General features: G+C 61.6%; 18 protein-coding genes. 4 read left to right on the top strand and 14 right to left on the bottom strand.

Annotation, left to right across the window (positions count from 1 at the left end):
- Positions 1-149: 149 nt before the first annotated feature.
- The 9 genes from G9X67_RS31850 to argE form a co-directional block, all read right to left on the bottom strand.
- On the bottom strand, positions 150-1844 hold the full coding sequence (locus tag G9X67_RS31850; protein WP_138388687.1) for a S8 family serine peptidase: 1695 nt from the start codon (positions 1842-1844) through the stop codon (positions 150-152).
- Between the two features lie 33 nt (positions 1845-1877).
- A complete protein-coding gene (locus G9X67_RS31845) occupies positions 1878-2915 on the bottom strand; it encodes a phosphatase PAP2 family protein (RefSeq protein WP_171600532.1) in 1038 nt (345 codons plus the stop codon).
- A gap of 41 nt (positions 2916-2956) precedes the next feature.
- Positions 2957-4912, bottom strand: coding sequence for an SARP family transcriptional regulator (locus G9X67_RS31840; protein ID WP_171600531.1), 1956 nt, complete (start codon positions 4910-4912; stop codon positions 2957-2959).
- A 226-nt stretch (positions 4913-5138) separates the two neighbouring features.
- Positions 5139-6596 carry an NAD-dependent succinate-semialdehyde dehydrogenase gene (locus G9X67_RS31835; RefSeq protein ID WP_171600530.1) on the bottom strand — a complete coding sequence of 486 codons (1458 nt, stop codon included), beginning with the start codon at positions 6594-6596 and terminating at the stop codon, positions 5139-5141.
- 15 nt (positions 6597-6611) lie between these two features.
- Positions 6612-7655, bottom strand: coding sequence for a tartrate dehydrogenase (locus tag G9X67_RS31830; protein WP_171600529.1), 1044 nt, complete (start codon positions 7653-7655; stop codon positions 6612-6614).
- 9 nt (positions 7656-7664) lie between these two features.
- Complete coding sequence (locus G9X67_RS31825) at positions 7665-9128, bottom strand: aldehyde dehydrogenase family protein (protein WP_138332558.1); 1464 nt, start codon at positions 9126-9128, stop codon at positions 7665-7667.
- Positions 9129-9257: 129 nt separating this feature from the next.
- Positions 9258-9611: a cupin domain-containing protein gene (locus tag G9X67_RS31820; protein ID WP_171600528.1), complete on the bottom strand. Its 354-nt coding sequence runs from the start codon at positions 9609-9611 to the stop codon at positions 9258-9260.
- 25 nt (positions 9612-9636) lie between these two features.
- Positions 9637-10560: a glyoxylate/hydroxypyruvate reductase A gene (locus tag G9X67_RS31815; RefSeq protein ID WP_171600527.1), complete on the bottom strand. Its 924-nt coding sequence runs from the start codon at positions 10558-10560 to the stop codon at positions 9637-9639.
- A 26-nt stretch (positions 10561-10586) separates the two neighbouring features.
- Entirely contained in the window at positions 10587-11708 is a 1122-nt protein-coding gene (gene argE, locus G9X67_RS31810; protein WP_171600526.1) for an acetylornithine deacetylase, read from the bottom strand.
- Positions 11709-12045: 337 nt separating this feature from the next.
- Between argE and G9X67_RS31805 the strand changes: the two genes are divergently transcribed.
- Entirely contained in the window at positions 12046-12948 is a 903-nt protein-coding gene (locus tag G9X67_RS31805; RefSeq protein WP_171600525.1) for a GNAT family N-acetyltransferase, read from the top strand.
- A gap of 30 nt (positions 12949-12978) precedes the next feature.
- On the opposite strand, the gene G9X67_RS31800 is transcribed toward G9X67_RS31805, so the two are convergent.
- Both G9X67_RS31800 and G9X67_RS31795 read right to left on the bottom strand, forming a co-directional pair.
- Positions 12979-13203, bottom strand: coding sequence for a hypothetical protein (locus tag G9X67_RS31800; RefSeq protein ID WP_171600524.1), 225 nt, complete (start codon positions 13201-13203; stop codon positions 12979-12981).
- A gap of 292 nt (positions 13204-13495) precedes the next feature.
- Positions 13496-13807, bottom strand: a complete 312-nt coding sequence (locus G9X67_RS31795; protein ID WP_138332568.1) for a hypothetical protein — start codon at positions 13805-13807, stop codon at positions 13496-13498.
- A gap of 268 nt (positions 13808-14075) precedes the next feature.
- On the opposite strand from G9X67_RS31795, the gene G9X67_RS31790 reads away from it, so the two are divergent.
- From G9X67_RS31790 to G9X67_RS31780, 3 genes are read left to right on the top strand one after another with little or no spacing between them, the layout of a single operon-like run.
- Positions 14076-14981: a LysR family transcriptional regulator gene (locus tag G9X67_RS31790; protein WP_171600523.1), complete on the top strand. Its 906-nt coding sequence runs from the start codon at positions 14076-14078 to the stop codon at positions 14979-14981.
- Positions 14982-15038: 57 nt separating this feature from the next.
- Positions 15039-16169, top strand: a complete 1131-nt coding sequence (locus tag G9X67_RS31785) for an HPP family protein (protein ID WP_171600522.1) — start codon at positions 15039-15041, stop codon at positions 16167-16169.
- A gap of 35 nt (positions 16170-16204) precedes the next feature.
- Entirely contained in the window at positions 16205-16483 is a 279-nt protein-coding gene (locus G9X67_RS31780) for a DUF6522 family protein (RefSeq protein ID WP_018445068.1), read from the top strand.
- Positions 16484-16533: 50 nt separating this feature from the next.
- On the opposite strand, the gene G9X67_RS31775 is transcribed toward G9X67_RS31780, so the two are convergent.
- Genes G9X67_RS31775 through livM form a run of 3 tightly spaced genes read right to left on the bottom strand, consistent with a single transcriptional unit; the run spans position 16534 to position 19387 of the window.
- A complete protein-coding gene (locus G9X67_RS31775; RefSeq protein ID WP_171600521.1) occupies positions 16534-17268 on the bottom strand; it encodes an ABC transporter ATP-binding protein in 735 nt (244 codons plus the stop codon).
- A complete protein-coding gene (locus G9X67_RS31770) occupies positions 17265-18080 on the bottom strand; it encodes an ABC transporter ATP-binding protein (RefSeq protein ID WP_171600520.1) in 816 nt (271 codons plus the stop codon). The genes G9X67_RS31775 and G9X67_RS31770 overlap by 4 nt, the downstream gene beginning before the upstream one ends.
- Entirely contained in the window at positions 18077-19387 is a 1311-nt protein-coding gene (gene livM, locus G9X67_RS31765; RefSeq protein ID WP_171600519.1) for a high-affinity branched-chain amino acid ABC transporter permease LivM, read from the bottom strand. Before livM ends, G9X67_RS31770 begins: the two co-directional genes overlap by 4 nt.
- Between the last annotated feature and the right edge of the window lies 1 nt (position 19388).

The raw sequence follows: 19388 nt of genomic DNA, 5'->3' as shown, positions 1-19388 counted from the left end.
TATGCGCCGTCCGTTGAGAGGCACTATTGCCCAAGGGCGTCATTCGCCCGCCAGTACCGCGTTAAAAATCCGTAAAAAGGGGGCGTCAACAAAGAAAAAGCCCCCTCGATAGAGGAGGCTTGGAATCTCTCGAAAAGCATCCCCGGGCTTCAGATGGCCAGGGCTGCCTGTACCGCTGCCCGCGCATTTGGCAGGCCCGATCCAAAGAAATAGCCCATCTCGACGGCGTCCTCGCTTTCGGCGTTCATGCAATCCGCCGTCAATTTCCTCGTTCCGGGCGCGACAATGGCGTCCAGGCGGGATGTGGTCTTCAGAATCGATTTCACTTGAGGCCCCGAGAGGCGGTCACCGGGATTATGGCCGCTTTTGTAGGCCCGCTGTATCAGGGCACATAGCCCGCCCACCTGCGCCGCCGCGCCTGATGTGCCCCCGAAGGTGGTGTAGTATCCGCCCCCGATGCCGGGATTGGTTCCGAACGGCACGACGGCCGACCACGGATCGGAGCCATGATCATAGCCGAAAATCCCCGATAGGTCGGTCGTCAGCAGCGAGAAGTGCGAATAGCAGTATTCCCGCGTTCGAAAAGCGCTGTAGTCGTGCTGCGCGGCAAATGGAGAAAGCCGGTCGAGGCGCAACTGATGCCTGTTGAAGACTTCCCCGTCGTCGGAGGGGGAGACAACCGTCAATCCTTCGCCGTAATTGCTGTAGCCCGAACGGAAACCTTCGACGGTAACGGCTCCAACTGCAATGACGCCGTTGTTGTCGGCGGCAAGACTTGCCGGATAGATCAGCTGGCTCTCGCCACTGTTTCCTGCGGCGCAGACGATCGGGATGTGCCGGCTGATGGCGAGGATGAGTTGTTTGAGGACATGCCATGGGCGATCCGGATTGGAGCCTTTCTGCGCAGCCTTCGGCTCCAGTTCAGGCCCACCCTGATCAGCAAGGGCAATGCGCGTGAACAGATTGGCGGCATCCTGGTTTTTCCATAATTCCAGGTCGGCCTTCAGCTCGTTCTTCGGATCAACGATGCTGTGTTTCGGGTCAGGCAGACCGCGCGGCAAGACGATTACGTCTGCTTTCTGAAGATAGGCATAAAGGAAGGCCGCAATGAACTGCCTGACATCGTCTTCGAAGGATGTTCTGATCGAGATGAGCCTTGAGAAAGGGTCAACGCCGAAATAGGGGATGACATTGCGATTGCCGCTCGTACGCAGCTCGTCGCCATTCCCGTAGAAGGCTCCTTCCGGCGGAAGGCTTGGCGTGCCTTCTTCCGCAACAACGGCGGGTTCGCCGACGATCAGCCCTGCGCAGCAGGTACCATGCGACGCAAACAGCGATTCCGGATTGTAGAGCCGCCGGAGGACACCCTCCGACGCGGCGTATTCGGCAACCAGATCACCAAGATAGTCTCGGTCGTCGTTCGAAAGGCCCATATTGCCGAGCGGAGCGATGTCGAGCCCGGCAAAGAAGGGATGTCTTTCCTCACGGTCAAAGGACGTGGTCGTATCGAGAATTTCGAGCACGCGGGCGCCGTAACGATGGGTCGTCAAATCGATTGACGCCTCCCGGTCAAGCCGGGTTGCCAGATTGGGATGATCCGGAGATACGCCGACATCGATCAGCGCGACCCGGGCGGGACGCAGCGGGCCGGCGGATACGATAGCATCCCAGACCGTGCCGGTGATGAGGGGATCGGGGAGCGCGCGTGCGGCGCTCGCATCGGGCGCTGGAGGCGCCGGCGGAGCCGATCCGTATTCCGCGTCGACTACGCCAAGAGCAGTCAGGTGCCAGAGATAGTAGTAGTTGATCGGTGCGGGCTCAGGCATTTTTGTTTGATCCGTCATGGTTTTAACCCTGTTGAGCAGCAGCTGGAGAATTCAGACCCATTCGTCGTGTACGGCCTGGAACAGAGGACCGAACGCGTCGTGGAGGTAGGGAGCGAAGCGTCGGGCGAGATCTCGCCCTGCCTGCGTGTCGCTCGGATAGTGCAGGCCGGCCCATTCGCGATTTTCGGCGACGTTCTGGGCGATGCGGGCAAGCTCGTCGGTGGCCGGATGTTCCGGCAGGATCGTCGAGAACGCAAAGGCGATCGAAAAGCACTGGAACGAATGGTTGCTGGGATAGGACTCGTGGACCGGCACGGCCAGCAACGGCCGCAGCATGGGCTCAAACTGGTTTGGCCGCAGCCGGTTGAACTGGCTCTTGTAGATCAGTCCGACATATTCGCAGGCCGTCAGGATCGCCTGGAAAATCCCTTCCGTCTGCTCGAAACCGCCGAGATCCTCGATATGCAATGCGCGGGTGAATTCCCCCACGGAGATCGTCGACTCGACTTGGATGTCGGGCAGGCGCCGCACACGCTCGCGGTCGCGGCGCTGCATGGAGAGCAGCACCGTCGTTTCGAGGCGGGTATAATCCGGGCCGGGCGGCGGAAGTATATCCAGCATTTCCCAGGTGAAGCGCCGCGCCGCGGTATAGGCGTTGCGTGACGGCTGCTGGTGCAGCCTGCGCAGCTCGAAGGAGGGGATAAGCTGCGACACGCCGAGGCTGGCGCCGTCCATCGTCGACTTGTTCTTGTTCTTGTTCTTGTTCTTATTCTTATTTTTGTTCTTGTTTTTGTTCAGTGACGCCTTGTTGAGCACCGACTTGTTCGCCACGCTCGTGAGGACCGAGGCTACGGCCATCGTCGCCATCATCGGCCCGACCAAAGGCGATGCATCTTCACCCGTGCCGGGGAAAAGCGCAGGTTCGGAGGCTGCATCAGGTGCTGCTGGCGACGCACCGGCGAGAGGATCAGCACCGGCGTCGTCCCTGGGTTCGCATGGAAGGACCGTATCCGGCTCAATCCTGAATTTATAGCTGTTTAGAAATAAAACTAATTTTGATTGCGATTCGTGGGCAGTGTCCGCTTCCATTGCAGCCTCCTTGCGCGATGATGTGAAGAATTGTCCGGGGTTCAGCGCAGCTTGGCGCCGGCCTTGAGCAGGCCGTCGATCAAGATCTGGCCGCCGCCTGTGTCGAGCAGCGGATAGCCGCTGCCGCGGAAGTCGTTGATGGAGAAGCCGCCCTCGACTGCCTCAAGACGCTGCAGGTAATGCCGCGCGCCGCCGAGATCGTTGGAATGGGCATGACTGGAGGCAAGATAGCGCAGCAGACTGTTGAAGTTCGGCCGTGCCCGCAGGGCTTCTTCGCCTGCAACTATGGCTGCGGCATGGTCGCCTGCAAGCGCTGCCGCAATGCATTTGGTCGTATCGAAGTAATATTTATGCGGGCTGTAGACGCCGAGCTCTTGTACCCAACGCGCCATCGCCACCGCCTTGTCGGGCTGGCCTGCATAGCAGTGCAGCATCGCGTAGAGGTCCCAACCGAGCGGCAGGGCCGGATTCAGGCGGATCGATTTTTCGAACAGGTTGGCCGCATAGTCGTATTCGCCGAACAGGAACGAATGGACGTGGCCGACGAGCGCGAGCGACACGGAATTCTGCGGATCGAGTTCCAGCGCCTTGCGTGCATAGGCCTGGGCTTCCTCGATCAGATGCGCGTCCAGCGCGTTGAAACGTTGGCCGACCTGGAAAGTCCGAATGAATGACAGCCAGGCAAAAGTCGATGATCGCGGCTGATACTGGATCTGTGCTTCCAGGCGCCGTTCCGCGTTATCGAGGTCGTCGCGCGACAGCCGAAAGATCGCACTGACGGCGTCGATCAGGAGACCGTCTTGCGACAATCGGCTGTCGGTTGCCTGGAACTCCTGGAAATAGGCCAGCTGATCGACGGCCTGGCTGATCAGCGCAGCGGCGATGCCGAACTCGCCCCGCTCGAACTGCGTGCGGTTGATTGCCTGACTGCCCAGCCAATGAATGCGGTTGTTGATCAGGTGCTTCATCACCAGCTCGATCAGCACCATGTCACCATCAAACGTCAGGCGAAGCTGTAGGCATATGGGAAGGCTGATCTGCTGTTCGTTCTCTTCAGTATCCGGCAAGGTAAAGGAGAGGTCGGTGACGCCAAAGCCCAGCCCATCGATTATGGCTTTTGCAATGAGGTTCTGGAACCGTGTCGCAGCAATTTGTCCGCCCTCTCCGGCACCCACCACGATGGGGGACAGAAGAGCCATCATCCATTGCCAGCCACCGCCGACCCGCCGCCCATATGGGTCGCTGCTGGCGATGTCCACGGGTTTGCCTGTTTCCGACGTATCCGGGGCGCCTGTTAAAGGCAGCAGGGCGGAATGTTTGGCGACATCACGGCTCGGCTGCTGTCGCGGCTCGAATACATCGTGGACTTGTCCTTCATCGAGACGGCGATACCAGTTTTGCCTTTCCAGCGCCAACCAGTCCTCGAATTCGGGATCGCGGATGTCGATACCTTCGAGCAATTCGTCGGTAACTTGATCCGGAGACCGCTCCGTCCGAAGCACCAGGTCGGTATCGAGCACGAGTCGGTCCGTATCCAGCCAAACGGTATTCTTATCCGCAATCAAGAGATCACGTGCCGCCCCCAGACTCTTATGAATGTCCAAAAGCGCCTGGCGTAGACTGGCTGCCGCCTGGTCATCGGAGCGATCGCTCCATAACTTGTCCCTAAGCCAGATTCTCGAGCGCGAGCCCCGGGTGGACAATGCAAGCATTGCCAGAAGAGCCTGTGCCTTTTTGGATTTCGGAGCAACCGACCGCCCCCCGGCGTCCACAAGAGCAAAAGGCCCGAGCAGGAACATCCGAAACGGATCGTGCCCCTTGTTCATGCGATCCACCGGCCCCGCCCCCGTTGCCTCCGATACGCTCGTTTGGCGGCCGAAAAACCTGGCATCCAGGGGCCAGTCTGCCACAACTTCGGCTCCTGGCAAGCAACCGGGAAGGGAAACCGGGATTGCGAAATGTAAATCTATGCTATGACGATGATCGAACTGAAGCATAACCGGTTGAAATCCCTCTGCGTAACTTCGCAAACCGGCCGTAGCATCCTGCCGTCAAAGCAGCGTCAAAGAAATGTTGTTTGGGCACCGTAATTTTGCAGGCATCCGCCAAAGGCCGCGGAGTACTCAAAACGACATGTCGGAGTTGCTCCAGCAGGAGCATCGACAGTCGCTCCGATCATCCAGCGCAGGGATGATGTCCCGGCGCTCTTTTGTTTTCGTGTATTCAGGCGAGCCCGCCGATGTGGAAGCTCTTCATTTCGAGATATTCCTCGATGCCGCACCGCGCGCCCTCCCGGCCAAGACCGGATTGTTTGACGCCGCCGAAGGGAGCCACCTCGGTCGAGATCGCCCCTGTGTTCAGGCCGACCATCCCGAATTCGAGCGCTTCGGCGACACGCCAGGAGCGTTTCAGGCTCTCGGTGTAGAAATAGGCCGCAAGCCCGAAGGGCGTGGCGTTGGCGATGCGGATCGCCTCTTCCTCGTGGTCGAAACGGAAAAGCGGGGCAACGGGTCCGAAGGTCTCTTCGCTGGCAAGCTGCATCTCGGTCGTCGCACCGCCGAGCACCATCGGCACCGCATATTGATCGCCTTCCGGCATGGAACCTGCGGTGGCGAGAATCCTCGCTCCCTTTTCCACCGCATCGTCGACATGACGCTTGATCTTCTCGATCGCCGCCTTGTTGATCATCGGCCCGATATCGGTGCCTGCATCTGTGCCGGCCCCGACTTTCATGGCCGATACGCGCGCGGAAAGTTTGGCGGCAAAGGCCTCATAGACGCCGGACTGGACGAGAAGCCGGTTGGCGCAGACGCAAGTCTGCCCGCCATTGCGGAATTTCGAGGCGATCGCGCCTTCTACGGCCAGATCGAGATCGGCATCGTCGAAGACGATGAAGGGCGCGTTGCCGCCGAGTTCGAGGCTGAGCCGCTTGATGCTGTCGGCCGCACCGCGCATCAGCAGCGAGCCGACGCGGGTCGAGCCGGTGAAAGAGATCTTGCGGACGGTTTGGTTCGCCATCAGTTCGTCGCCGATGCCGGCCGGCATGCCGGTGACGATATTGATCACGCCCTTGGGGATGCCGGCGCGCTCCGCCAATACGCCGAGCGCCAGCGCCGAATAAGGGGTGAGGTCCGATGGCTTGACGACGACGGTGCAGCCTGCGGCGAGCGCCGGCCCGACCTTGCGGGTGATCATCGCATTCGGAAAATTCCACGGCGTGATGATCGCCGACACGCCGACGGGCTCCTTCAGAACGACGATCCGCCGATCTGCCGTCGGCGAGGGAATGGTCGTCCCGCCGATGCGGCGCGCCTCCTCGGAAAACCATTTGATGAACGAGGCGCCATAGCGGATTTCGCCGCGCGCTTCCGTCAGTGGCTTGCCCTGCTCTCGGGTGAGGATCAGCGCCAGATCCTCGATATTGTCGAGCATCAGATCATGCCAGGCTTCCAGCAATGCGCCGCGCTCGGCATTGGTCTTTGCGCGCCATGGACCAAAGGCCTTTTCCGCCGCGGCGATCGCCGTCCTCGTATCGGCTCCGTCCATGTCGGGCACCGTGCCCAGCACATGCTGCGTCGCCGGGTCGATCACCTCGATCGTGCGCCCAGCTTCAGCCCCGCGCCATTCTCCGTCGATCAGCCCCTGCTGGCGAAGCAGACTGCTATCTCTTAATCCGTTCATTCTGTTCTCCATTGATCAGCCGAGTGCCGAAAGCACCGATGCCGTGATCGCGTCGGTCTTGTCCTTGCCGGGAATTGCGCCGATGCCGCGCGCCGTCGTCGCTTCGATTGATGCCATCACCCTTGCGGCAGCAGCCTTTTCTCCCAAATGCTCCAGCATCATCGCGCCCGACCAGATGGCGGCGATCGGATTGGCGATGCCGAGATCAGCGATATCGGGCGCCGAGCCGTGGACCGGTTCGAACATCGATGGCGCTGAGCGATCGGGATTGATGTTGGCGGAGGCGGCAAAACCGAGCCCGCCCTGGATGGCGGCGCCGAGATCGGTCAGGATATCGCCGAACAGGTTGGAGGCGACCACGACGTCGAGGCTATCAGGCGCCATGACCATGCGGGCCGCCATGGCGTCGATATGGTAGCTGGTCACCTCGACATCGGGATATTCCGCAGAAAGCATCTGGGTGATCTCGTCCCAGAAGACCATCGAATATTTCTGCGCATTGGACTTCGTCACCGAGGCAAGCTTGCCGCTGCGCGCATGCGCTTGCTCAAAGCCGAAGCGCAGAATGCGCTCAACCCCCGTGCGGGTGAAAATCGAGGTCTCGACCGCCACCTCATTATCGGTGCCCTGGTGGACGCGGCCACCGGCGCCGGAATATTCGCCCTCGGTATTTTCACGAATGCAGAGGATGTCGAAGCCATCGGACCGCAACGGCCCCTGCACACCCGGCAGCAGCCGGTGCGGGCGGATATTGGCATATTGCACGAAGGCCTTGCGGATCGGCAGCAGCAGCCCATGCAGCGACACCGAATCCGGCACTTTGCGAGGCCAGCCGACGGCGCCGAGCAGGATTGCATCGAAGGATCTGAGCGTTTCGATGCCATCGGCGGGCATCATGCTGCCGTTCTCCAGATAGTAGTCGCAGGACCAGGGATAGCTGGTTGCATCCAGAGAAAATCCGTTCAGGCTAGCTGCTTTTTCGAGCACGGCCCAGGCTGCTGCCGTCACGTCGCGGCCGATGCCGTCTCCGGGCAGAAGGGCGATCTTGTAGGTTTTCATCGCAGATCCTCACAGGCTGATGAGCACACTCTTGCTCTTGCGGTTGGCGAGATAGGCGTCGCGGCCGAGATCCTTGCCGATGCCGGACTGCTTGTAGCCGCCGGTCGGCAGGATATGGTCGCGCGAGCGACCATAGCGGTTGACCCAGACGGTGCCGGCCTGCAGGCGGCGGGTCACGCGGATGGCACGCGAGAGATCGCGGGTGAAGAGGCCTGCGGCGAGCCCATAGGCCGGATGGTCGGCGAGGCTCAGTGCCTCTTCCTCGTCCTCGAAGGTCTGAATGGTCAGGACCGGTCCAAAAATTTCCTCAAGAACTGCCGGCGATGTTGCCGTCACGCCCGAAATCAGGGTCGGTGCGTAGAAATAACCTTCGCGGTCGAGGCGGCGGCCACCGGTGAGGCACTCGGCGCCGTCGTCGATCGCGGCACGGATGATGCCGTCCATGCGGGCGATCTGTCGTTCGGAGATGACGGGCGAATAATCGGTCGCCTCGTCCCAGGTGGGGCCGGGGCGGATAGCCGCCAGCCTCTCGACGAGTGCGGCTGCGAGCGCGTCCGCCACCTTCGCCTCGACGATAAGGCGGGATCCGCAAACGCAGGCCTGACCGGCGTTGGAGAGAATGCTGCCGGCGATTGCGCCTGCCGCAAGATCGAGATCGGCATCGGCGAAGACCAGCTGCGGGCTCTTGCCGCCGAGTTCCAGCGTCATCGGCTTGACGCCGGTGCGGGCGATGTTGGTCATGATCGCCGCGCCGGCTGCGGTCGAGCCGGTGAAACTGACCTTGGAGATGCCGGGATGTCCGGTGATCGCGTTGCCTGTGGTCGGGCCGTCGCCGAGCACGATGTTGACGAGACCGGCCGGCAGGCCGGCGCGCACCGAAAGTTCGGCGAGATAGAGTGTGGAAAACGGCGTCATTTCCGATGGCTTCAGCACCACCGCATTGCCCGCCGCCAGCGCCGGGCCGAGCTTCCAGCCGGCCATGGACAAGGGAAAATTCCAGGGTGTGATGGCGCCGACGACGCCATAGGGTTCCGTCATGATCATGCCGAAGTTCGCATCGTCGGTCGGGACGAGGTCGCCGCCCTCCTTGTCGGCGAATTCGGCAAAGAAGCGGATCTGTTCGGCGGTGACGGCGATGTCGCCGGCGACAAGATGACCAACGGGACGTGTCGAGGAGAGCGCTTCGAGCCTGGCGAGGGTCTCCGCCTCGGCTTCAATCAGATCCGCCCAACGCTGTAGCGCCACAGTGCGCTCGCGTGGTCGTACGCCACCCCAATTGCTCGTCTTCAAGGCGGTCCTGGCGGTTTCGACGGCGTGGTCGACAAGGGCTTCGTCGGCCAGCGGGCAGCCGGCATAGGCCTTGCCGTCGGATGGACGGTGCATGTCGATGACGGCTTCGGCCGGAACCAGTCGGCCGCCGATGAAATGTCCGACGGGCAGGGAAATCGTGTTCGGATCGAAGCTGAGTGTCATCGCATGTCCTCGGGAGGGGCTGAGACAAGCCTAACCGGGGAAGGCGAGCAGCATGCGTCGACCGGCGATGCCGCAGCGGCGAAAAATTGCGTTTTCGCCGCCGCCGCAGTCAAATCTACGGCGTCGGCATCACGACACGGTGACGTAGATCTTGCGCACCGTCTCGATCGTCTTCCAGACGCCAACGAAGCCCGGCTTCATGACGAAGCTGTCGCCGGCCTTGTAGACAACCGGTTCACCGCCTTCCGGGGTGAGTTCGATCAGGCCGGACAGGATATGGCAGAACTCGAACGTCTCCCCCTTGATCGAGCGCGTCTCGCCGGGTGTCGCTTCCCAGACGCCGCTATGAACCGTCTCGCCGCGGGCGACATCCTGCGCCCAGGTCTTGAGGGCCGGATTGCCCGAGATCAGCCGTTCTGGGAGTGGCCCGGACTCCCGCGGCGCGAAGGTCGGGTTGGTGTCGATCGTCTTGAGGAGGGACATGATTTTGCTTTCCTAGGTTGAGAACTCAGTAGCCACGGTTGCGATCGACCAGACCGATCGGATCGACGCCCGCCTGGTGCCGCTTGATGTTGCCGATCACGGCCGCCGCGGCTGTTTCAGGCTGGGTGACGCTCGCAATGTGCGGCGTCAGCAGGATCTTCGGATGGTTCCAGAAGGCGTGATCCGCGGGAAGCGGCTCCGGATCGGTAACGTCGACGACGGCGCCGGAGAGATGCTCGGTGTCGAGCGCGTCGACGAGCGCCTGATGATCGAGCTGAGGACCGCGACCGACATGGACGAGTGCGGCAGCGGCCGGCAGTCTGGCGAAAAGCTCGGCATTCAGGAGGCCCCGCGTCTCGTCCGTCAGCGGCAGCAGGCAGACGAGAATGTCGGTGGTTGCAAGCAGAATGTCGAGGCCGTCCCGGCCGCTCAGGCATCGGACGCCGTCGATCTCGCGCGGGTTGCGGCTCCAGCCCGAAAGCGGAAAGCCGAAGGGCTGTAAACGTTCGAGCACGGCGCTGCCAAGCATGCCGAGCCCGAGCACGCCGATGCGGCGTTCCGAGGCCTGCCTAGGAGCGATAGCCTGCCAGGTCCGGCGCCGCTGCTGGTCGAGATAGGCCGGCAAGTCGCGATGCAGCGCAAGGACTGCCAGCGTCACATATTCCTGCATCATCCTGATGATGCCGTCCTCGACCATGCGCACCACCTTCACCGAAGCAGGCACTGCATCGATACGGAGCTGGTCGATGCCGGCGCCGATCGAAAACAGGATTTCGAGATTGCGATAGCGTGCGAGATCCTCCGGCACCGTCCAGGTGATCAGGTAGCGCACGGCGTCCGGTTCGACCGACTTGGGATCCATGGAGAAAGCAATGTCGGGCAGTTCGCGCGCGAAGGCTTCGGCGAATATGGCGCCGCGCTTCGCATCGGAATTGAAGAGAAAGGTCATGGCGTCGGCTCCTTGATCCGATGTCATCAGGTGCAGCGGCGGCCAAGCGCCTCGACCATCGCCTGGCAGGCGAGCAGTTCGCCGGCGAGGATGAATTCGTCCGGCTTGTGGGCGCGGCCGATGTCGCCCGGTCCGCAGATGATCGCATCGATGCCTGCGCGCTGGAAAAGCCCGGCCTCCGTGCCGTAGCTGACGGCGGCGAGCGGCTCGATGCCGGTCAGTTCGCCGAGCAGAGTTGCAAGCGGCGCATCGGCGGCAAGTGAAAGCGCCGGATAGGCGCTGAGTTCGCGCCATTCAACCTGAAAGCCGAACTGCGACAGCGCCTCGGCCGATGTTCGAAGGGGCGCTAGCAACGCGGCGGGATCGACGCCGGAAATAGCCCGCGCCTCGAACTCGGCCTCGCAGCTGTCGGGAATGATGTTGACCGCCTGGCCGCCTTTCAGCGTGCCGACCTGAAGCGAGGAGTAGGGCGGTTCGAAGACAGGCTCATACGGGCCGCGCGTGAGCCGTTCGGCTTCGGCGCGAGCGCAAGCCAGGACGTCGGTAATGGCATGGATTGCGTTCAGTCCCTGGTCCGGGCGCGAGGAATGGCCGGACCGGCCCCTGACCGTCAGCCGGGCGGCGGCCTTGCCCTTGTGGGCGCGGATCGCCCGCATGCCGCTCGGCTCGCCGATGATCGCGCCAAGCGGAGTTGCACAGAGCTCCGGCAGGCGGGCGATCATGTGCGGCACGCCGCGGCAGCCGGCCTCCTCGTCATAGGAAAAGGCAAGGTGGACGGGGCGGCGAAGCGGTGTTTTCGCCAGCGCGGGGACGGCCGCGAGAACCGCGGCCAGGAAGCCCTTCATATCCGTGGCGCCGCGACCGTAGAGGCGGTCCGCTTCGGCGCGCAGGCGAAACGGGTCGCTGGTCCAACTGCCTTCGGCGGCGGGGACCACGTCCATATGGCCTGAGAGGATATAGCCCGGCTCCCCCTTTGAGCCGATTGTGGCGAAGAGGTTCGAGCGATCGCCCTCCGGGCCGGGAAGCTCCGTGACGACGGCGCCGTGGCTTCGCAGGTAGTGCCGAATCCACGCCACGATCTCGCCGTTCGGCGTGCCGACGACGGAGGGGAAACCGACGAGCCTTTCGAGAATTTCAATGGCCTGCATCGGTGACCTCACAAGCATGCCCTGCTTGCCGAGACGGCGGCCATGCCGCCGACGGAAACGACAATTCGGCCCAGCGGGATGTTAGAGGTGTTTGCAACTGGGCTGAGGGAGGTGACATTTCCGGGCTCTCACAGTGAATGGCGACTCCGGCCGCTGGATCTGTCGATGAGTCTAGAGGGAGGCGCAGGCGTTACTTGCCGAAAGCGCATCGGGATTTGGTCGATTGTTGTGTTTGCGCAGGCTTCACCAGTGAATTGTGTCGAACGATCTGTTTTAGTCTGGGCGGAGAAGTTTCCGGGCGCAGACTTGGCCAGAAAAATGCGGCAGGAGGGCGGGAGTGAGTGAACTGATATCCGAATCCAGGTTCGTCGATAGTTTCGAGACGCATATCGCCGGGATCGACAGCGTTGCCCTTGACCAGTTGCACGCACTTTCGATGACCGTCGCCTGGCCGCATCGCGGTGAGGACTGGCAGTTCCTGCGGGAGTTCGGACAGGGCATCGTGGCGATCGATGAAATCGGCCGTATCCTGGGCTCTGCCATGTGGTTTCCCTATGACGCGCAATTTGCCACGGTCGGTATGGTCATCACCTCGCCGCGTCTTCAAACCAATGGCGCCGGTCAATGGTTGATGGGCCATGCGCTGAATCAGGTCGCTGGGCGCAACCTCGGGCTGAATGCGACGCGCGCAGCGCGCCGTCTTTATCGGTCCCTGAATTTTGTTCGGGAGGCGCTCGTCTTTCAATGCCATGGCGAAGCGATATTGCCGCCGGATGTGGCGCCGCCGTCCGGCGCCGTGATACGGGCCGTCGAGGCTGGCGATCTGGAAGCGATCGCCGAATTGGATTGCGTGGCCTTCGGCACGGATCGCAAACTGCTCCTGGCCCGGCTCCTGGCAAATTCCAAGGGCATCGTGTTGAGCCGCGCCGGCCGGATCGAGGCATTCTCGCTTTGCCGGCGGTTCGGGCGTGGCCATGTCATCGGTCCGGTTGTGGCGCGCAGTGACGCAGACGCGATCGCCGTCGTCCGCCCGCATGCGGCCGAGCATGCAGGGGCGTTCCTGCGCCTCGACACACGCGAGCAGGGCGGGACCTTTTCCGATTTCCTCTCCCGCTGCGGTCTTCCTGTCTACGATATCGTGACGACCATGTCGCTCGGTGGCCCTTGGCTTCCGGTTGCCGGACGCGCGATGGCGCCCGAGCCGAAGACCTATGCGCTCGTCAGCCAAGCACTCGGTTGACACAAGCCTACTGACGATCGTTGTCGGGTTTTAGGCGCCGGGACAGATGGGGAGGCAGGTCAGAGCCTGCTGACGTTCGAATTCGGGCCGGAACGAGCGGTATTGCCAGAAACCCTCCGGGCTTTCCTTGCGGTATACGGTCTCGAGCCAGAACACTGTGTCATCGGTCGGCAAGACAGGATGCCACGCGTACCATTCCGACCAGATTTTTCCTGCCGGGTCGCTGTCCATGATCGCCACTCGCCTCCTCATCATCGGCGCAACTCGAACATCCGTGCGGCACGGGAGCCGTTGCGGTCCCGGCGTGCCTCGGCAAATGTTCTATTGTGGAGAATAACAGCGAGAGAATATTCTTCAATGGAGATCATTTTCCCGTATTGCGCGAAGTCTTTCTTGTCCGCGGTCGGTGGATGTTTCAGGTTGTAAGATGTGGCTCTGTTGACGAATAATTTCGTCGGTAGATGCAACGCCTCGATTGGGCTTCGACACTTGCGATGAGCTGCGGTGTTCAATCACCACTGATCTGTTTGCGTGATGGTTGGATGGCTTAGCTAATCGAACGCAGCCCGAGATAGGCCGCCAAACTGACGGCGGAGAGGGCAATCGTCAGCCTGGGTCTCGCATCGTCGAACATCGCCGCCAGCGAAAGGCCGAGCATCAGGATGATGGATTTTGCCCAAAGCTCCTGATCGGAGACGGTGAAAGCGATTGCCGCCAGAAAGACGGCGCTTGCGACGATCGTCACAGGGGCGGATTTCTCAGCGAGATCGCCGCCTGGGAAATACGGCAGGAGAAAACGGCGCATGCTCAAGCCTGAAGCGACGCTCAGAAGAAGACAGGTCAAGACAAGTTGCAACATTAAGGTCGTCGCCGATCGATCTGCAGATGGCCTTGCGGATGCAAACCGCATGCCAGCCTCAAACCCGCAAATCCTCATCCGACAGAGGCAATGCCGCCGCCTGCATGGCTATTTCCTCGGCGTCGCGATCCTTTTTTCGGCAATCGCTTGCCTGTTCGGTCCGCGGATGGCGTTTTTTCGCCCAATGCCGAAATCGGCTTGAGCCTGCGCAATGATTTTTATATAGAGAATTATCTGTCGTCTTAATTCCGGAAACGAGATCTTTTCATTGGACCTTTCATCGATCGAGATATTCCTCGCTGTCGCCAGCGACCGCAGCGTGACGAAGGCTGCCAAGGCTGTAGGGCGGGTACCGTCGAATGTGACGACGCGCATCCAGCAGTTGGAAGAGGACCTCGGGGTTTCCCTCTTCAGCCGTGACGGCAAGAAGATGACGTTGACACGCGAGGGCGAGACGTTTCTCGCCTATGCCAACCGGCTTATGGCGCTTGCGCTCGAAGCGCGCCAGGCCGTGCGGCCTCTCGCCCCATCGGGGACATTGCGGGTCGGCACCATGGAGAGCACGGCGGCAAGCAGGCTGCCGGCGGCGCTGACGCAATTCAATCAGATGTGGCCGGAGGTGTCGCTTCATCTGACGATGGGGGCGTCTCGCGATCTGACCCGCGACGTTCTCTCTGATGCGCTGGATTGTGCGCTGATTGCCCGCCTGCCGAAGACGATGCGCGAGGAAGACTCGAGCTTCGATGCCGAACTCAAGGCGCTCGAGATCGAGCCGGTCTTTGTCGAGGACCTGTTGATCGTGTTGCCGTCCGGGCATCCCTCCATCAAATCCGCCGCCGACCTGCGTGTCGGGTCGCTCGCCGCTTTGGAGCCCGGTTGCACCTATCGCCGGATCGCCGAAAACTGGGCGCGCAAATCGAGCGCCCTGCCGACGAGCGAACTCGGCTCCTACCACGCGATCCTGGCGAGCGTTGCGACCGGCAACACGGCGGGTGTCATGCCGCGATCCGTCCTTGACCTCATGCACTGGCCGACGCCTGTCCAGACCCACCAGCTAGGCCCCGTCGAGACGCTGCTCGTCTATCGCAAGAATGATCGCCCCAGCGCCTTCAACGCATTCCACGAAGTCCTCAGCGCGACAAAAGGCAGAGATGTCAGGCTGGCGACAAACTAGTCCGCACGTCTTCCTCTTTGGTCCGCTAGATAATCCTCGCTTAAAATTGGTCTTGTCATGCAGTATCCCGTTTCCCCGAAAGTGGGACCGAGCCGCTTCCGCCGCTTCCGCTTGTTCTCACCTATATTGGCCGGTGCGACCTTACGAGAGCGATTGATTGCATGTCTCGGCGCTTTGCTGGCCATCGGTCTCACCGGCGTCATCAGCGGCTATATGTTCGGGCAGGGGCCACATCTTCCGCTGATCGTCGCGCCGATGGGCGCGTCCGCGGTGCTGCTTTTTGCGGTGCCGGCAAGCCCGCTTGCACAGCCTTGGTCGATCATCGGCGGCAATACCATTTCCGCCCTGATGGGGATTATTGCTGCCTATTTCATCCGCGATCCGATCATCGCGACCGGCGTCGGCGTTTCGCTTGCCATCGGCGCGATGTCCTTCACGCGCTGCCTTCATCCGCCAGGAGGAGCGGCTGCGCTGACCGCCGTGCTCGGCGGTCCTGTCGTTGCCGGCTGGGGATTCCTTTTTCCCTTCGTGCCCGTCGCTTTAAACTCCTGCATTCTCGTCGGCCTTGGCCTGCTGTTCCACAAGCTTTCCAAGCGGAATTATCCGCACGTCGTTCCAAAGCCGGCGGAGAACACCCATCAGACGATCGACCTGCCATCAGCCGTGCGGGTGGGTTTTCGCGAGGAGGATGTCGATGCGGCCCTTGAGGCGCTCGACGAAACCTTCGATATCGACCGGGCAGACCTTAGCCGGCTGCTGCAGCAGGTCGAGCTGCAAGCGGCCATCCGCTCAAACGGCAAGATCAACTGTGCCGATATCATGTCGCGCGACGTGATCGCCATTGGCGAAGCTTCGGAACCGGATGCCGCACGGCATCTTCTTTTGAAGCACAATATCCGTACGCTGCCGGTGAAGGACCCGGAGGGCCGTCTCGTCGGCGCTGTCGGCTTGCGGGAGTTGTCGATGAGCACCGAGACCATCGGGCATGCGATCTCGAGGCCAGCAGTGGCGAGACCTTCGGATCCTGCTCTGTCGCTGTTGCCCGTCCTGACAGACGGGCGCACGCATGCCGTCATCATCGTCGACGACGATTACCGCATCCTTGGCCTGATATCTCAGACGGATCTGCTGAGCGCAGTAGCGCGGCTGCTGCCAAAGGAGGACAATGCGATTCCGGCGGTGGCCTGAGCCGTGAGCGTGGAACTTAGCTGGAGAAAAAATCGGTGCTGATTGAGCGCGATTCAAATGGCGATTTTATCCTGGAATCATCGGAGCTGGCGAAACGGTTCGGATTGTCGCTGGCCGATCTTCGCCGCCACATGCGCCATGGTTCCGTCGTCAGTTCCGTGGAAATCGGGACTGCCGAACATGAGGGGACAAAACGCGTGTCGCTTCGGCTCGGCAACAGGCTTTGGCAAGCCGTTCTGAACGATGAAAATGAAGTGCAGCAGGAACAGATGACCGTTCTTCGGGGTAAATCCTCCGGACGGCATCCGCGCTAAATCGACGCCAGCTGTCGGCAGATTGGCCATGCCGGCTGGAAGCCCCTTGTTCAGTGCAGTCCGAGATAGGCTTTGCGGACCTCTTGGTTATCGAGCAGGGCGGCGCTGTCGCCGGAAAGGTGGACGCGGCCGTTGACCATGACATAGGCCCGCTGCGACAGCTTCAGTGCATGGTTGGCGTTCTGCTCGACGAGAAATATCGTTTTGCCCATCGCAGCGATCTCCCGCAAAACTTCGAAAACGCGCTTGACGATCAGCGGCGCCAAGCCGAGCGACGGTTCATCGAACAGGATCAGCTCGGGCCGCGCCATCATGGCGCGGGCGATGGCGAGCATCTGCTGTTCGCCGCCCGACATGGTGCCGGCGGTCTGATTTCGGCGCTCCTTGAGGCGCGGGAAGAGCTCGAACATGGTGTTCCGGTCTTCTTCGAAGCGGGCCATGCCGATTGGCGTCGTGCCCATCATCATATTCTCTTCGACGGACATCTCCTGAAAGATCTGACGACCTTCCGGAACGAGCGCGATGCCGCGCCGGGAAATCCTGCTGGTCGGCATCTGGGAGATATCTTCGCCGCGATGCAGGATCTTGCCGGATGAGGCGCGCGGCGCGCCGAAGATGGAGGAAAGCAGCGTGGTCTTGCCGGCGCCGTTTGCGCCGATCAGGCTGACGATCTCACCGGCTGAGATATGGACGTTTACCGCCTTCAGCGCTTCTACCGGGCCGTAATGGGCGTGAACGCCGGCGAATTCGAGAAGCGGTACCTGCGTGTCGGACGACTGGCTCATGCTGGTACCTCTTCTTCGCTGACCCCGAGATAAGCGGCGACGACGGCCGGGTCGTTGGCGACATACTCAGGCGTGCCGTCGGAGATCACCTCGCCATGATCGAGCACGACGATGTGGTTCGAAATGCGCATGACGAGACCCATGTCGTGCTCGATGACGAGAACCGTCTGCTTGTGATCGGTACAGAGCCGTTGGATGACCTCCGCCAGATCGAGCGTTTCGGAGGGGTTGAGGCCGGCGGCCGGTTCGTCGAGGCATATGAGGCTCGGACCCGTGCACATGGCGCGGGCAATCTCGACGCGACGCTGCCGGCCGTAGGGCAGTTCGCCGGCCAGGCGGTTGGCGTCGTCGGCAAGCTTCATCTGCCCAAGCCAGTGATAGGCGCGGTCGATGGCCTCTGCCTCGGCCTTGCGGAACGCCCCGGTTCGGAAAACGCCGCTGAGAATATTGTTGCGGGTGGCAAGGTGTTGGGCGACCAGAAGGTTCTCGATGACCGACATTTCCTTGAACAGGCGGATGTTCTGGAACGTCCTGGCAATCCCGGCGCGCGTCACGAGATGCGAGCCGCCGGTCATCGGTTTCGTCACCAACTGGCCGATATCCGTCGGACCGTCGCGCCCGTTCAGCATGATGCGGCCTTCACTGGAGCGATAGAATCCGGTGATGCAGTTGAACATCGTCGTCTTGCCGGCGCCGTTGGGACCGATCAGGGCGGTGACCGCGCCGCGTTCGACCGAGAAGCTGACGTCCCGGTTGGCGACGATGCCGCCGAAACGCATGGTGACATTCTGTACTTCGAGGATGGGGCTCATCGTCCCGCCTCCGCCTTGCCCTCGAAGGACAGTTCGGTGCCGATGCCTTCTTTCATCGAGCTCGGAAAGAATGCCGGGCGCTTGATGCGGACCAGGCCGCGCGGTTTCCAGATCATCATCACCACCATCAGGATACCGAAGACCAGGACGCGGTATTCGGCAAACTCACGCAGAAGTTCCGGAAGAATGGTGAGAACCAGAGCCGCCGATATGACGCCCGCCGTCGATCCGAGGCCGCCAAGGACGACGATCGCCAGGATGAGAGCGGATTCGAAGAAGGTGAAAGAGGTCGGGTTCACGAAGCCCTGTTGTGCGGCGAAGAAGACGCCGGCGAGGCCGCCCGTGGAGGCGCCGAGCATGAAGGCCGTCAACTTTGTGAAGACGTGATTGACGCCGAGCGAACGGCAGGCGATCTCGTCTTCCCGCAGCGCTTCCCACATCCGGCCGAGAGGGATGACGCGCAGTCGCTCCACGGCGTAAATGACGAAGCACACGACAAGAAACAGCACGAAATAGAGAAACCAGAACCGGTAGTCCGCACTGTAGGCGATGCCCAGATATTCATGAATGGGAACGCCGCCCTGTTTGGCGGTGCGGGTGAATTCGAGGCCGAGAAAGGTGGGGGCCGGGACCGGAGCGCCGTTCGGCCCGCCGGTGAAATCAAGCCAGTTGTTCAGCACCAGACGAATGATCTCGCCGAATCCCAGCGTCACAATGGCAAGATAGTCGCCATGCATCTTGAGAACGGGGAAGGCGAGGATCATGCCGAAGAGACCGGCCAGAAAAGGCGCAAGGACCAGAGCGCCCCAGAACCCGATGCCGAGATATTCCGACCCGAGCGCCAGGAGATAGGCGCCGACGGCGTAGAAGGCGACGTAGCCAAGGTCCAGCAGACCCGCAAGCCCGACGACGATGTTGAGCCCCAGGCCGAGCAGGCAATATATCAAGGCGAGGATCGCAATGCCCAGGAAGTATTTGTCGGCAAAGAACGGCAGGCTCAACCCGGCGAAAAACAACAGGGCAAGGACCAGCATCGGCGACCGTTCCTTGCCGGTCATGACGGTCACACCGGCGCCGTTGCCTGCCATGCCCCGGGTGAGCTTTCGGCCGAGGCTGCTCATCTGGAACAGCGAGAGTGCCGATCGGCCTGCCGTGACGACGGCCGCCAACAACACCGCGCGCATCAATTCGTTCGTGAACGAAAATCCGTCGAGCACCAGCCCCGAGATCGGGCCGAACAGGATGAGGGAGACCGTAAAAGTGAGGAGTGCTTGCTTGAAGAGTGCGCGAAGGCGGTTGGATTCCATG

Source organism: Rhizobium sp. WYCCWR 11152, assembly GCF_013087615.1.
In the GTDB taxonomy this organism is placed as follows: domain Bacteria; phylum Pseudomonadota; class Alphaproteobacteria; order Rhizobiales; family Rhizobiaceae; genus Rhizobium; species Rhizobium indicum.
Note: the sequence above shows the minus strand (reverse complement) of the source record. Positions and strands in the feature narration are given on the sequence as shown.